Origin of the sequence: Luteimonas suaedae (assembly GCF_008312895.1) — a bacterium.
In the GTDB taxonomy this organism is placed as follows: Bacteria; Pseudomonadota; Gammaproteobacteria; order Xanthomonadales; family Xanthomonadaceae; genus Luteimonas; species Luteimonas suaedae.
The window spans coordinates 286451-301385 of record NZ_VSSP01000001.1; the positions used below are offsets into that span (position 1 = coordinate 286451).

A 14935-nucleotide genomic window follows, 5' to 3' on the forward strand; every position below is an offset into this window, starting at 1 on the left:
AGCCCGCAGGCACGTCTTGCCACCGTTTTTACGGAACATGCGGTTCACTGACGCTCCGGACGGATCGCGTCGCCCCATCGGGGGATGGGCATGACATTGAACGCACGGGCGTGCTGCCTGCTCCTGCTGCTCGGGCTGGCATCGGCGCTGTTTGCCGCGCAACGGGAGGCCCCGCCGCCTGCCAACGGTGGCGTGCTGCTGATCGACATCAAGGGCGGGATCGGCCCGGCCACCAGTGACCATGTGCGGCGCGGGCTGGAGCAGGCGGCAGAGGAAGGCGCGGGCGCATTGGTATTGCGCATCGACACCCCGGGCGGGCTCGATGCCGCCACCCGCGACATCAACCAGGCGATCCTGGCGGCCGAGGTGCCGGTGATTGCCTGGGTGGCACCGTCCGGCGCACGCGCCGCCAGCGCCGGCACCTACATCGTCTACGCCAGCCATCTCGCGGCCATGGCGCCGGCCACCGCGCTGGGCGCGGCGACGCCGGTCGCGCTGGGCGGAGGCGCGCCGCCGGGCGGCGCCGAGGACGACGGGGCGAAGCCCGACGACGGCCAGGAAGACGAGGGCCGGAACGAGGACGATGGGCCACAGGAGGACGCGCAGGAGCGCGCGCGTGGCGCCGGCTCCGCTTCCGAGCGCAAGGCCATCAACGACTCGGTAGCCTACCTGCGCAGTCTGGCCGAACTGCGCGGCCGCGACGTCGATTTCGCCGAGGAGGCGGTGCGCGATGCCGCCACCCTGACCGCGCGCCAGGCGCGCGCGCGCGGCGTCGTCGAGATCGTCGCCGCCGATCTCGACGCATTGCTCGCGCAGGCAGACGGCCGTGAAGTCGCGCTCGCCGGCGGCGCTGTCACGCTAGCGGTCGCCGGGGCATCCGTCACCGAAATCACGCCGGACTGGCGCGTCAAGCTGCTGTCGGTGCTCACCGAGCCCACGGTCGCCTACCTGCTGTTGCTGGTCGGTCTGTACGGACTGCTGTTCGAAGGCTACAGCCCCGGCGCGATCGTGCCCGGCGTGATCGGCGGCATCAGCCTGCTGTTGGGGCTGTATGCGCTGCAGGTGCTGCCGGTGAACTACGCTGGCGTCGCGCTGATCGTGCTCGGCGTGGCGCTGATGACCGCGGAACTGGCGGTGCCAAGTTTCGGCGCGCTTGGCATCGGCGGCTTGGCGGCGCTGATGGTGGGCTCGGTGATCCTGTTCGAGGACGCGCCCGGTTTCGGCGTGCCGGGCCGGTTGATCGCCTCGATCGGCGTCACCAGCGGCTTGGCGTTCATGGGCGTGCTGTGGCTGGCGGTGCGTGCGCGCCGCAGGCCGGTGGTCAGCGGCCGCGAGGAACTGGTCGGCCACGAGGCCGTCGCCGCCGATGATTTCTCCGGCCGCGGGCGGGTGCGCATCCGCGGCGAACTGTGGCAGGCCGATGCCGCCGGACCGGTACGCGCGGGACAGCGCGTGCGCGTGCTGGCGATCGACGGCCTGGTGTTGCGTGTCGCTCCGCTCGACGGCGGCGACGGACCAGACGAACGACTTTCCGAACCGAGCGAGGCCGCGTCATGAACCTGATCGCCCTGTTTCCCGTCATCCTGATCGTGGTGGTCGCGCTGTTCAGCGCGATCAAGATCCTGCGCGAGTACGAGCGCGGGGTGGTGTTCCAGCTCGGACGCTTCTGGAAGGTCAAGGGACCGGGCCTGATCATCCTGATCCCGGTGGTGCAGACGATGGAGCGGATCGACCTGCGCACCATCGTGATGGACGTGCCGTCGCAGGACCTGATCACGCGCGACAACGTCTCGGTGAAGGTCAACGCCGTGGTGTACTTCCGCGTGGTGGACCCGCAGAAGGCGATCATCAACGTCGAGCACTTCTACGACGCCATCAGCCAGCTCGCGCAGACCACGCTGCGCTCGGTGCTGGGCCAGCACGACCTGGACGAGTTGCTGTCCGAGCGCGACAAGCTCAACAACGACATCCAGACCATCCTCGACCAGCAGACCGACGCCTGGGGCGTGAAGGTCGCCAACGTCGAGATCAAGCACGTCGACATCAACGAGACCATGGTGCGGGCGATGGCGCGCCAGGCCGAGGCCGAGCGCCAGCGCCGCGCCAAGGTGATCCACGCCGAGGGCGAGCAGCAGGCCGCGCAGAAACTGGTCGAGGCGGCCAAGCTGTTGGGTGCGGACCCGCGCGCGATCCAGCTACGCTACCTGTCGACGTTGACCGACATCGCCGGCGACAAGAACTCGACGATCGTGTTCCCGCTGCCGATTGACTTCATCGAAACGCTGATCAAGCGTGGCGACGCTTCCTGATCCGGACGCGGAGGAACTTTCATGGGACAGTTCGCCGAGCAGGTCTATACCCGGCAGGAAGACATCGCGCGGATCGAAGCCAGCGCCACACAGCTGCACGACGAGGCCTGGGTGGCGCTGACGCTGGAAGACGGCGGCACCGTCGAGGGCGTGGTGGCGGTGCGGCCGGTCGTGCAGACCTTTCGCGACCCGCAGGGTCGGGAGGGGATCAATGCCGTGGTGCGCATCGACGACGCCGGGGATCAGGCCGTGGCGCATTACATCTGGCTCGATCGCATCCGCGAGATCCGGCACCTCGGAAGTTCCTAGGTGGTGGGCCGAGGCCCACCCTGTGCCCGGTATTCGCGACGGTGGCCCGAGGCCCACCCTATGGCCGGTATTCGCGACGGTGGGCCAAGGCCCACCCTATGGCTGGTATTCACGATACGGTTGGCCTTGGTCCGCCGTATGCGCATACGTGAGAGGGAGGTCGATAGACATGGTCGAGACGCAAGCGATCCTTCGCAAGTGGTCGGGGCGCATCCGGACAACCGATCGGCAGGCGTATGTCGCCTATGTCGTGGACACGGGAGCGGGGGACTACGAAAAGACACCCGGCAACCTCGGTTACCAGATCCTGCTCAGGGATCTGGGCAACGGGACCACGGAGGTGACGACGCTGAGCTGGTGGGAATCAATGGACGCGATCCGCCACTTCGCGGGTCCCGAGCCCGGGATTGCGCGCTACTACCCGGACGACGACCGGTTCCTGCTCGATCGCCCGGAGCATGTCGAGCACCACACTGTGGTTGCAGGGCAGGTCCACGCGGTGCGCGCGGCATCCTGAAGGCGGTGGATGTACTTCGAGGAGAGGTGTGCCGCTTACGAGCCATAGGCCCGCGCACGCATGAACGCCTCGGTGGGCCTTGGCCCACCGCACGGGGTTGCTTGGGAGAAATCAGCGGTTGCCGCTGCCACCGCCACCGCCGCGTGGCCCACGCGGTCCACGTGGGCCGGGACCGGCGCCGGCACCGGGACGGCGGTTGCCGCCGCTGCGCGGGCCGCGCGAACGGTCCCCTGCGGGCTTGCCCGCTCCCGGAGTGGCATGGTCGGAAGGGAAGTTCGGCGCGCTGTCGGGATGGCCATAGGGCTTGGCGGCCCGCGGATTGCGCTTCTTCCCGGGACCGCCCCCGGGGCCTCCGGGGCCGCGTCCCGGCCCCTGACCCTGGCCGGCCCCTTGCCCCGGTGGACGCTTCTTGCCGTAGGGCTTCTTCGGCCCGCGGCCGTCGGCGTTGCGATGGCCGCTCGGGCCGGTGTCCACGCCCTCGGGCACGTACCAGCTGCGGAACGCGGCCGGGTTGCCGTCCGGCAACGGCTTCGGTCCTTTTTGCGTCCGCTGCTTGAACGGCTTCTGCGACTGCTTGGCGGCCGACTCGCCGCTGACGGTCAGCCCGCCGTGCGGCTTGGCGCGCCCGCGGCCACGGCCGCGATCCTCGCGCACGTGGTCGAAGCGGCGCAGCTCGCGGCCTTCGTCCGCGCTGTCGTGGCCGTTGACGTAGGCGTTGCCGCGCGACTCCCGCGAGATATGCACGGTCGACTTGGCGGCCTTGCGCTGGCCGATGACCGGCTGCAGCGTCAGCGCCGGCGGCGGCCCCGCTTCGAGCTTCAGTTCGCGGCGCAGCGCTTCCACGCGCGTGGCGGGAAGCTCCTGCGACTGCCCGCGCAACAGCGGCTGCGGCAGCGTCACCGAACCGTAGCGCACGCGCTTGAGGCGGCTGACCTGGCAACCCTGCGATTCCCACAGCCGGCGCACCTCGCGGTTGCGGCCTTCCTTCACCAGCACCCGGAACCAGTCGTGCGAATCGGTGCCGCCGATGCGTTCGATCTCGTCGAACTTGGCAGGGCCGTCTTCCAGCGCCACGCCGCGGCTCAGGCGGTCGACGGTTTTCTCCGAGACGATCTCCTCGCCCTCCGGTGCACGCACGCGGCACACGTATTCGCGATCGAGTTCGTGCGAGGGATGCATCATCGCGTTGGCCAGCTCACCGTCGGTGGTCAGCAGCAACAGCCCGGTGGTATTGATGTCGAGGCGGCCGATGGCGATCCAGCGCGCGCCCTTGAGCGCGGGCAGCGATTCGAAGATCGTCGGCCGGCCCTCGGGATCCTCGCGGGTGGTCACTTCGCCCTCGGGCTTGTTGTAGAGCAGCACGCGTGCCGGCTCGGTCAGCGCGGTGGCGACGAAGCTGCGGCCATCGATCTCGATGCGGTCGCCGCTGCCCACGCTCATGCCGACCTGGGCGGTCTCGCCGTTGACCTTGACCAGGCCTTCGGCGATGCGCTGTTCCAGCGCGCGGCGCGAGCCGAGGCCGGCCTGCGCCAGCACCTTGTGGAGGCGTTCTTCCAGGCGCGCGGTGGTCGCGGCGCCATCGCCCTCGCGCTTGAGCGAAAGCTTGCGGCTGCCGCCCTTGTCTTTGCCGCCTTTGTCGTTGTGCTTGGGCTGTTCTTTCATCGTGTACTCCGTTCGCTGTCGCCGTCTTCGGCGAGGGCGGTGTCATTCGTATCGTTGTCGTGGGGGAGATGTAGCTCGTCGCCGGGTTCGGCGTCGGCGGCTGCGGTATCGGTCGCGTCGGGATCGGGGTCGGGAGCGGCCGCTTGCTCGGGTTCGGGATCGTCTTCGGTGTCGTCGCCGCTATCGCGGTCGGCATCGGCGTCGGCAGGTGCGTCCGGCACGGCTGCGGCTTCGGGTGCCGCAGCCGCATCGGCATCGACGGGCGCAGCGGCGTCGGGCGAAGCGTCGCTGTCGTTCGCGCCGTCGGTGCCATCGGCGTCCGCGCCATCCGCCCCGGTCGCGACGTCACCGACCGGCAGCGTCCCGTCGGCCGGCGCGGTGTCGGGATCGAACTTGAACTGCGGCTCCAGTTCGCCGAAGTCCTTCAGCTCCGACAGCGGCGGCAGTTCGTCGAGCCGCTTGAGCCCGAAATAGTCGAGGAACGCCTTGGTGGTGCCCAGCAGCTCCGGGCGGCCGGGGATGTCGCGATGGCCGACCACGCGGATCCACTCGCGCTCCTCCAGGGCCTTGATGATGTTGCTGTTGGTGGCCACGCCGCGCACCTGCTCGATCTCGCCGCGAGTGATCGGCTGGCGGTAGGCGATCAGCGCCAGCGTCTCCAGCGTGGCGCGGGTGTACTTGGTCTGGCGCTCGGTCCACAGGCGCGCGACCCAGGCATGCACGTCGGCCTTGACCTGGAAGCGCCAGCCGGAGGCGACCTCCACCAGCTCGACGCCGCGTTCGGTGCAATCGGCCTGCAGGGCTTCCAGGGCCTTCTCGACGCCGCCCTCGGGGGCCGGCTGGTCGAGCGGGAACAGGCCGCGCAGCTGCACCAGGGTGAGCGGCTGGCTGGACGCCAGCAGGGCGGCCTCGACGATGCGGTTGATCAGTGGTTGGTCCATGGAGACTCGTCAGGCACGGGTTCTAAGTTGTGGGTGGTGTTGCTGTCACGCGGTCCGCCGGATGTCCTTTCCCTTCCGCCGCTTCCAGCAAGTCGCCGCCGCGGCGGCGGGACATGGCGCCGGTCAGGGCGTGTCCGCGGCTTGCGGACCGGTCACGTCGTCTTCGTCGTCGAACTCGCTGGACAGCTCGACCGTGTCGTCGCCGCCGCTGTCGCGCGTGGCCAGCGACTTGACGTAGATCGGCGGCAGCGGCGGCCGCTCGCCGGGGCGGGGCGGCTCGGCCTGCTCCTGCACGATTTCGAGCAGGCGCTCCTTGGCCAGTTCCAGCAGCGAGAGCAGGGTGACCACCACGCCGAGCTTGCCTTCGCGCGGCTCGAACAGCGACTCGAAGCTGTGGAAGGCGCCGTCCTCCAGCCGGGTCAGCACCTCGCCCATGCGCTGGCGCACGCTGAGGGCGTCGCGCTTGATGGCATGGCCGGTGAACAGCTCGGCGCGCTTGAGCACGTCGTGCAGGGCCATCAGCATCTCGCGCAGTTCCACCGGCGGCGGCTCCCGCACCGCGGTGCGATCCGGCAGTGCGGCCGCGACCGGGCTGGTGTCGCGATCCATCCGCGGCAGTGCGTCGACGTCTTCGGCGGCCTGCTTGAAGCGTTCGTACTCCTGCAGCCGGCGCACCAGCTCGGCGCGCGGGTCGTCTTCCTCGCCTTCCTCGCTGGGCGGCCGCGGCAGCAGCATCCGCGACTTGATCTCGGCCAGGATCGCGGCCATCACCAGGTACTCGGCCGCCAGCTCGAAGCGCAGGTCCTGCATCACCCCGATGTAGTCGACGTACTGGCGCGTGATCTCGGCGACCGGGATGTCGAGGATGTCGAGGTTCTGCCGCCGTATCAGGTATAGCAGCAGGTCGAGCGGGCCTTCGAAGGCCTCGAGGATGATTTCCAGCGCATCCGGCGGGATGTACAGGTCCTGCGGGATCTGCAGCACCGGCTGCCCGTGCACGACCGCCAGCGGCATTTCCTGCTGCTGCGGGTGCGGCGGCATCGGCTGGGCGTCTTCCGCAACGGGCACGGCGTCGGGAGCGTCGGATATGGCTTGTATCATTCGCGGTGCGGCCCCCTCCGGGCCTGCAGGAACTGCGGATGGCACACGAACGTCGCGTGCCGGATCTTGCCTGTTCACGGTGCCGGGCGGCGCTGCGTCCGTTCCGTATCTCCGGATCGGGGCCATCACGACATCGGCCGGATACCACATGCGACGGCCGCCGCGGCGTGTTGCGGCGATGACGGCGGAAAAGGCATCGGGCGGGCCGGGCGGGGGCAGCGATTCGGGCGTCGGCGTCGACGGCCGCTGCATTCCGGCCTGTAACTGCCAGTTAGGTTACGGGCTTGCTCGGCGGCTGTCCAGCGGCCGCGCACCGCGGGCCCGCTACAATTCATCCTTCTTCCGGATCGAGGACGCGCGGGCATGTGGTACGCAATCGAGGGCCATGACGGCGACGACGTGCTGGCGCTGCGCCGGCAGGCCCGGGCACGGCACCTGGCACGGCTGGAGGCGCTGCGCGACGCCGGGCGGCTGCTATTGGCCGGCCCGTGCCCGCGTACCGACGCCGAGGACCCGGGCCCGGCTGGTTTCAGCGGCAGCATCGTGATCGCCGAGTTCGCCTCGCTCGACGAGGCCCGCTGCTGGGCCGATGCCGACCCCTACGTCGAGGCCGGCGTCTACACCCGGGTCGACGTGCGGCCGTTCCGACCGGTGCTGCCGTGAGCGGCCCGGCCGGCGCCTTGCCGCGCGAGCAGCGCGCACCCGCCATCCGCGCCGCGCTCGAGGCGGCGTTCGCGCCCGACCGGCTCGAGATCCGCGACGACAGCCACCGCCATGCCGGCCATGTCGGCGCACAGGACGGGCGCGGGCACTTCCACGTCGAGATCGTCAGTGCCGCCTTTGCCGGCATGACGTCGATCCAGCGCCATCGCGCGGTCTATGCCGCGCTGGGGCCGCTGATGACCACCGACATCCACGCATTGCAGATCCGCGCGCTGGCGCCGACAGAACCGGAATAGGCCGGTCGGCGCACCTGCCATCCGGCGCATCCCACCGGAATACCCCGGTCCGGCGGTGTCTTCCCTCCCGTGGTTCCGTGACCCATTCCGCCGCGGCCTGCATTCGCCGCTGAAAACGATTACATTCTCGCTTCGAACCGCCGAGCCGTGGAGGGCAGTGGAGGTGACGGCATGATGAGACATTCCGCGATCGAATACGGGCTGGCGTTGCTGTTCGCCGCGGCCTTCGTCCTGACCACGGGACCCGCGGCCGCGCAGCGCAAGGCGCCGCCGCGCAACGTGGTCTTCATCCTCAGCGACGACCACCGCTACGACTTCATGGGTTTCATGGACGGCGCGCCCGAATGGCTGGAGACGCCGGCGCTGGACCGCATGGCCGCGGGCGGCGCGCACGTCGAAAACGCATTCGTCACCACCTCGCTGTGCTCGCCGAGCCGCGGCTCGATCCTGACCGGCCAGTACGCGCATCGGCACGAGATCGTCGACAACACCTCGCCGATCCCTGAGGGCACGCGGTTCTTCCCGGAATTTCTGCAGGACGCCGGCTACCGCACCGCCTACGTCGGCAAATGGCACATGGGCGAAGTGGACGATGCGCCGCAGCCGGGCTTCGACCATTGGGTCAGCTTCCAGGGGCAGGGCGTCTATTACGACCCGGTGCTGAACATCAACGGCAAGCGCGCACGGGAGCAGGGCTACACCACCGACCTGCTGACCGAACATGCGCTCGACTGGCTGAAACGGCACCAGGCGCAGGAGCCGGACACGCCGTTCTTCCTGTACCTGTCGCACAAGGCGGTGCACGCGGAGTTTTCACCTGCGCAGCGCCACCAGGGCCGCTACAAGGACCAGCCGATCCCATATCCGCCGACCATGGCCGAGAGCGAGAACCGCGACAAGCCCGACTGGGTGCGCGCGCAGCGCAACAGCTGGCACGGTGTCGATTACATGTACCACGGCGACATGGAGTTCGACGGGTTCTACCGCGCCTACACGGAAACCCTGCTGGCGCTGGACGAGAGCGTCGGCCAGGTGCTCGATTACCTGGAGGAAGCCGGCCTGGCGGACTCGACCCTGGTGGTCTACATGGGCGACAACGGCTTCCTGCTCGGCGAGCATGGCCTGATCGACAAGCGCAACGCCTACGAGGAGTCGATGCGCGTGCCGATGCTCGCCTGGGCGCCGGGCTTCATCGCGCCCGGATCGACCATCGCGCCGATGGTGCGCAACATCGACATCGCGCCGACCCTCCTGGAACTGGCGAACGCCCGCTCACCGGTCGCGATGGACGGGCGCTCGGTGCTGCCGCTGCTGCGCGGCGAGCCGGTAAGCTGGCCGCTGGAGATGCTGTACGAGTACTACTGGGAAGACGCGTTCCCGCACACGCCGACGGTGTTCGCGCTGCGCGACCAGCGCTACAAGTACGTCTACTACCACGGCGTCTGGGACAGCGACGAGTTGTACGACCTCGAGGCCGATCCGGAGGAGCGCCGCAACCTGATCCGCGATCCGGCCCACCAGGCGCGTGCGGCGGCGATGAAGGACCGCATGTGGGACCTGCTGCAGGAGACCGACGGCATGCGCATCCCGCTGAAGCGGGCGGGCAAGTGGCGGGCCGACCAGCGGAGACCGGAATGAAGCACATGAGCCGACGATTCGATCGATCCGGAGCGAGCGGCGGCATCCCGCGTTCGCAATGGTTGCCGGTGCTGGCCGCGGTTGCGGCGGCGGCGTTCCTGATCGGCTGGCTGGCGACGGCGCGCGGGCCGGACGCGGCCGCGCCGCCGGCCGACGTCGCCGCACCGGAAGGCATGATCTACGTGCCGGGCGGGACGACGCGGATCGGTGCCGAAGACGGTACGCCGGCCGAGCAGCCGGTGTTCGACGCACAGGTCGCGCCGTTCTTCATGGACGTCCATCCGGTGACCGTTGGCGAGTTCCGCGCCTTCGTCGAAGCGACAGGCCACGTGACCGAGGCCGAACGCCTCGGCGATGCCGGCGTCTACGACCCGGACACCGGCGGCTGGCAGCTCCTGCCCGGCGCCGACTGGCGCCGGCCGATGGGACCGGGGGCGTCGCCGGCGCCCGACGATCACCCCGTCACCCAGGTGTCGTGGAACGATGCCGTCGCCTACGCGGAGTGGGCCGGCAAGCGGCTGCCGACCGAGATCGAGTGGGAGCATGCCGCGCGCAACGCGCGCAACGCGGACGGCCCCTACCCCTGGGGCGATGCGCTGGTCGAGGACGGCGAGCATCGCGCGAACACCTGGCAGGGCCCGTTCCCCGGCGGCAACACCGGCGAGGACGGCCACCTGTTCACTTCTCCGGTCGGCGCCTACGGCGCCACCGAGCTGGGCCTGACCGACATGGGCGGCAACGTCTGGGAGTGGACTGCCGACTGGTTCCGCCCCTACGCCGAACGCGACCGGTCGTTCACGCCGGATGCGAGCAGCGAGAAGGCCCAGCGCGGCGGTTCGTTCCTGTGTCACGTCAGCTATTGCCACGGCTATCGCGTGTCCGCGCGCAGCCGTTCCACGCCGGACACGGCGCTGTTCCACGTCGGATTCCGGCTGGTGCAGGACCTGGACGCACGCGCCCCGTAGGAGCGCGTCATGCGCGCGATGCCGCGGGCACTTGCGCCGCCGGCGAATTCCACTGACCGGGGCGCCTGCCGGTCCGGAATCACGGCATCGACCGGATCCTGCCGGCACCCGCGGCATCGCGCGCATGGCGCGCTCCTACGGAGGTGGCCGGCAAAGCAGCGAGATGCGGCGTGATGGTCGCCCGGCGGCATGGACCGAACTCGCGACCCGGCGTCACACGGGTCGAAATACCGGCCGTCGAAGAGTCCGTGCCGTCACAATCAGCCCGTTCTGGCCAACCGCGATAGGTTCGGGGAGCGATTGATCTTGGCCCGAGACTTCTCCCACCGCGTCCTAACTTATGTTGTCCTGCAACATGAAACCGGTTGTGAAAACGATTACAGTCCGGCGCAGGCCGACGTAGCCGTGGAGGGTGGGTGAGCGTCACGATCAAAGATGTCGCACGTGAAGCCAACGTTTCGGTTGCCACTGTCTCGCGGGCGCTCAACGGACACGACAACGTGGCCGAAGAGGTGCGCCAGCGTGTGCTCGGTGTCGCCGATCGCCTGCGCTACAGCCCGCACCACGCCGCCCGCAGCCTCAGCAGCCGCCGTACCCAGACCATCGGCGTGGTGCTGCCGGACCTGTACGGCGAGTTCTTTTCCGAGCTGATGCGCGGCATCGATGTAGTCGCGCGCGAGCGCGGGCTGCACCTGCTGGTCTCCAGCTACCACGGCGATCCGGAGGAGCAGGGCGCCGCGCTGCGCGCCATGCGCGGCCGGGTGGACGGGCTGCTGGTGATGTCGCCGTTCGTCGGCGAGCGCGGCTTCCTCGAACGCAGCCTCACGCCCGTGCTGCCCGCGGTGCTGATCAACAGCGGCGACGCCGAGGACCATCCCGTGATCCGCGTCGACAGCTACGGCGGCGCCCGGGCGATGGTCCGCCACCTGGCCGAGGCCGGCCATCGCCGCATCGCTTTCATCGCAGGCCCGGACGGCAACTTCGACGCCCGCGAACGCCTGCGCGGCTATCGCGACGCCCTGGCCGAGAGGCTGCCCGAAGCTGAGCCTTGGGTGTTGCCCGGCGACTTCGATGAGGCCTCCGGCCATCGCGCCGGGCGTGAACTGCTGGCGGCCGATGCGCGCCCGGATGCGGTGTTCGCGGCCAACGACATGATGGCGCTGGGCTGCCTGTTCGCCTTCAGCCAGGCCGGCGTGCGCGTCCCCGACGACATCGCGCTCGCCGGCTTCGACGACATCCCGCTGGCGCGCTACGTGCATCCGGGCCTCACCACCATGCGGGTGGATATCGCCGAGCTCGGCGGTGCGGCGCTGCGCGCGTTGCTGCAGGGAGACGGCAACGCGAGCGTGACGGCGCTGGTGCCGGAGCTGGTGGTTCGCGAATCCAGCCGGGCGTCGCGTGGCTGACGGCAAGGAGCCGCTTTTTATTTCCGTGCGGATGTAAACGATTTCACGCGACATAGATCTTGCTGACTTGCCGATAACCGAGTGCCTGGGGAGGAACCGATGAACAAGTCCAACGCCACCGTACGCAAATGCAATCGCACGCTGCTCAGTTGCGCGCTGGGCGCGTGCCTGGCCATGGCCGCGCCCGCCGTCCTGGCGCAGTCGACCGCGGCGACACTGCGGGGGCAGGTATCGGTAGATTCGGCGCCGGCCGGCGACGCGCGCATCACCGCGACCAATCTGGCCACCGGCCTCAGTCGCAGCGTCCAGGCCGGTGCCAACGGCAGCTACAACCTGGCCGGCCTGCCGCCCGGGACCTATCGCGTCGACGTGACTGCGGACGGGCAGGCCAGCTCGCGCACGGTGTCCTTGCAGGTGGGCCAGACCGCCACGCTGAACCTCGGCGTGGGCGGCGTTGCCGAGACCGGGCCGCAGGAAGCGACGGACCTGGAAGCGATCACGGTGACCGGAACGCAGCTGTTCGAAACCCGGACTTCCGAAGTCGCCACCTACGTCTCGCAGAAGCAGATCGAGGCGCTGCCGCAGAGCTCGCGCAACTTCCTCGGCTTCGCCGACATCGTGCCGGGAATCGTCGTCAATCGCTCCGGCGTCGATGAGACGGTTTCACTGCGAAGCGGATCCCAGATTTCCAACGCGGTGAACGTGTTCATCGACGGCGTGGGTCAGAAGGATTACGTGCTCAAGGGCGGCGTCACCGGACAGGACTCGACTGCCGGCAATCCATTCCCGCAATTGGCGGTCGCCGAGTACAAGGTCATCACGTCCAACTACAAGGCCGAATACGACCAGCTCAGCAGTGCGGCGATCACCGCGGCCACCAAGTCCGGCACCAACGAGTTTCAGGGCAGCTTCTTCTGGGACTACACCTCGGACGAATGGACGGCTCGTACGCCTGCCGAAATAGAAGACGGCAGCCGGGAGGAAAGGAACGCGGAACAGTATGGCGCTTCGTTCAGTGGTCCGATCATTCGCGACCAACTGCACTTCTTCGTCACCTACGAGGGCAAGGAAATCATGCGCCCGCGCCACCTCGTTCCCGGGCGCGATATTCTGGTCGAGGAACTGCCGGATCAACTCCAAGAGTTGGCGCGCAACACGACCAGTTCGCCGTTCAACGAGGACCTGTGGTTCGGCAAGCTCAGCTGGACGCCGGGCGATGCCCACCTGTTCGAGTTCACCGCCAAGCGGCGCGAGGAAGGGCAGCTGAACGTCCCCGCCAGAGGGGTCTCCGAATACGGTACGACCCGCAATGGCGAAGAAACGCGCCTGGACCTGCGCCACCAGTACAGCGCCGACAACTGGCTCAATGACGCGCACGTCACGTACGAGGATGCGACCTTCGGCCCGCGCCCGGCGACGATCGCGCCAGGTTACAACCTGCGGATTCCGAAGGAAGGGCAGGAGCAAGAGAACAACCCCGAGATGGATGTCGTACTCAATGCCGGCGGCGGCCCCGACCAGCAGGACAAGGGACAGAAGGGCTATGCCTTCCAGAACGACTTCACTTGGTTCGGTTTCGAGGGCCACACCATCAAGGCCGGTATCAAGTACAAGAAGATCGATGTCAGCGCGATCCAGCGCCAGCCGCCCAACCCGCAGTTCCGCTACGACATGAACCAGAGTTTCACGGTGCCGTACGAAGTGGAATTCACCGGCTCAGGGCTAGGGACCGCCGGTCCGGTCGAGTCCGAGAACAGCCAGCTCGGCGTTTACATCCAGGACGACTGGGAGGTCAACGACCATCTGACCCTGAACCTCGGCATCCGTTGGGACTACGAGAAGACGCCGAGCTTCGAGGATCACATTACGCCGCCTGACGTGGTCGAGGCGCTGCGGAATTACGCTCCGATCAACAGCCCCGGTGTCGACTACGACTACAACGACTTCATCAGCACGGGCAACAATCGCAGTGCGTTCAAGGACGCCTGGCAGCCGCGGGTCGGCTTTTCCTATGACATCAACGCCGATCAGCGGCACGTGATCTTCGGCGGTGCCGGCCGTGCCTACAACCGCAACCAGTTCGACTTCATGGCGCGCGAGAGCTACGGGCTGGCGTTCCAGAGCTACACCTACAAATTCAACACGCCGGGCCATGACTGCACTACATCGACACCGGCAACCTGTCTGGAATGGGACCCAGCGTATTTCGATCAGGAGGTGCTGGATGCGCTGGCCGCAGGAAACCCCAATCGTGGCACTCAGGTCGTATTGATCGACAACGAGATCAAGACGCCGTACTCCGACCAGTTCAGCCTCGGCATGCGCAATGCGTTCTCGATGTTCGGGCACGACTGGAACTCGACCACGACCCTGCTGCACGTGCTCAGCCACGACGGCATCATTTTCTCGACCGGAAACCGCCGCGAGGGCGGCGCCTATTTCGAACCGGGCTGGAGCCGCGGCAACCTGCCGCCCGCCGACCTGCCCGGCTTCGGACGCCTGAACATCGGCCGCAATGGTGTCGAGACGCGCTTGAATTCGCTGCTGCTGTCGCTGGAGAAGCCCTACACGCAGGACTCCGGCTGGAGTACCACGATCGCCTACACCTACAGCGACGCCAAGGAGAACCGCGCCGGCCACGACTCGTTCTCGTTCGATTATCCGAGTCTGGACGACGTGGCGTTTACGCGCTCGATCGGTGTGGCGAGACATCGCCTTGTGGCGACCGGCGTCTATGACCTCGGGGCCGGCATCACGCTGTCCGGTAAGTTGACGGCGGAGACACCGAGGGCGATCAATTCCTCCAACTGCATCGAAGTGGACACTCGGAACTGTTTCTTCGACCCGTACTTCCCCAATACCACGATTGGCTTCAAGCAGTTCGACTTGGCCGTGCATAAGAGCTGGGACACCGGGACCAAGCTGTCGCCGTGGGCACGTGTCGATGTGCTCAACGTCTTCAACTGGCGCAACTGGATCAGCTATGAAAGCAACCGCGGCAGCGGCCGCGATCCGACGGATCCGGACAGCGTGGCCAAGCCCAATCCCGACTTCGGCGAACGCAACGGCCTGGCGATCGCCTATCCGACGCGGACGCTGAAGATCTCCATGGGCTTCAACTGGTAAGG

Annotated in this window: 13 protein-coding genes; 10 read left to right on the forward strand and 3 right to left on the reverse strand. The window is 68.1% G+C overall.

What is annotated here, in order from left to right; translation table 11 throughout:
* The first annotated feature begins 90 nt into the window (after window positions 1-90).
* The 4 genes from FXO19_RS01315 (at window position 91) to FXO19_RS01330 (ending at window position 3135) form a co-directional block, all read left to right on the forward strand.
* The gene (locus tag FXO19_RS01315) at window positions 91-1557 is read left to right on the forward strand and encodes an NfeD family protein (protein WP_149193250.1); all 1467 of its coding nucleotides are present in this window, start codon (window positions 91-93) and stop codon (window positions 1555-1557) included.
* Window positions 1554-2309, forward strand: a complete 756-nt coding sequence (locus tag FXO19_RS01320) for a slipin family protein (protein ID WP_149193251.1) — start codon at window positions 1554-1556, stop codon at window positions 2307-2309. Before FXO19_RS01315 ends, FXO19_RS01320 begins: the two co-directional genes overlap by 4 nt.
* Before the next feature lie 21 nt (window positions 2310-2330).
* Window positions 2331-2618: a DUF3247 family protein gene (locus tag FXO19_RS01325; protein WP_149193252.1), complete on the forward strand. Its 288-nt coding sequence runs from the start codon at window positions 2331-2333 to the stop codon at window positions 2616-2618.
* Window positions 2619-2787: 169 nt separating this feature from the next.
* Window positions 2788-3135: an antibiotic biosynthesis monooxygenase family protein gene (locus tag FXO19_RS01330; protein ID WP_149193253.1), complete on the forward strand. Its 348-nt coding sequence runs from the start codon at window positions 2788-2790 to the stop codon at window positions 3133-3135.
* 111 nt (window positions 3136-3246) lie between these two features.
* On the opposite strand, the gene FXO19_RS01335 is transcribed toward FXO19_RS01330, so the two are convergent.
* The 3 genes from FXO19_RS01335 to FXO19_RS01345 form a co-directional block, all read right to left on the reverse strand.
* Window positions 3247-4797 (reverse strand): pseudouridine synthase, encoded by a 1551-nt coding sequence (locus FXO19_RS01335; protein WP_149193254.1) that lies wholly within the window; start codon window positions 4795-4797, stop codon window positions 3247-3249.
* A complete protein-coding gene (scpB, locus tag FXO19_RS01340; RefSeq protein WP_149193255.1) occupies window positions 4794-5738 on the reverse strand; it encodes an SMC-Scp complex subunit ScpB in 945 nt (314 codons plus the stop codon). The genes FXO19_RS01335 and scpB overlap by 4 nt, the downstream gene beginning before the upstream one ends.
* Before the next feature lie 123 nt (window positions 5739-5861).
* Window positions 5862-6779 (reverse strand): segregation and condensation protein A, encoded by a 918-nt coding sequence (locus tag FXO19_RS01345; protein ID WP_149193799.1) that lies wholly within the window; start codon window positions 6777-6779, stop codon window positions 5862-5864.
* 423 nt (window positions 6780-7202) lie between these two features.
* Between FXO19_RS01345 and FXO19_RS01350 the strand changes: the two genes are divergently transcribed.
* From FXO19_RS01350 to FXO19_RS01375, 6 genes are all read left to right on the forward strand, one after another.
* Window positions 7203-7502, forward strand: coding sequence for a YciI family protein (locus tag FXO19_RS01350; protein WP_149193256.1), 300 nt, complete (start codon window positions 7203-7205; stop codon window positions 7500-7502).
* Window positions 7499-7798: a BolA family protein gene (locus FXO19_RS01355; protein WP_149193257.1), complete on the forward strand. Its 300-nt coding sequence runs from the start codon at window positions 7499-7501 to the stop codon at window positions 7796-7798. The genes FXO19_RS01350 and FXO19_RS01355 overlap by 4 nt, the downstream gene beginning before the upstream one ends.
* A gap of 171 nt (window positions 7799-7969) precedes the next feature.
* Window positions 7970-9436 carry a sulfatase family protein gene (locus FXO19_RS01360; RefSeq protein ID WP_223115401.1) on the forward strand — a complete coding sequence of 489 codons (1467 nt, stop codon included), beginning with the start codon at window positions 7970-7972 and terminating at the stop codon, window positions 9434-9436.
* A gap of 5 nt (window positions 9437-9441) precedes the next feature.
* A complete protein-coding gene (locus FXO19_RS01365; RefSeq protein ID WP_223115402.1) occupies window positions 9442-10401 on the forward strand; it encodes a formylglycine-generating enzyme family protein in 960 nt (319 codons plus the stop codon).
* Between the two features lie 416 nt (window positions 10402-10817).
* Window positions 10818-11807, forward strand: a complete 990-nt coding sequence (locus FXO19_RS01370) for a LacI family DNA-binding transcriptional regulator (protein WP_149193258.1) — start codon at window positions 10818-10820, stop codon at window positions 11805-11807.
* 99 nt (window positions 11808-11906) lie between these two features.
* Complete coding sequence (locus tag FXO19_RS01375) at window positions 11907-14933, forward strand: TonB-dependent receptor domain-containing protein (protein WP_149193259.1); 3027 nt, start codon at window positions 11907-11909, stop codon at window positions 14931-14933.
* The last annotated feature ends 2 nt before the right edge of the window (window positions 14934-14935 follow it).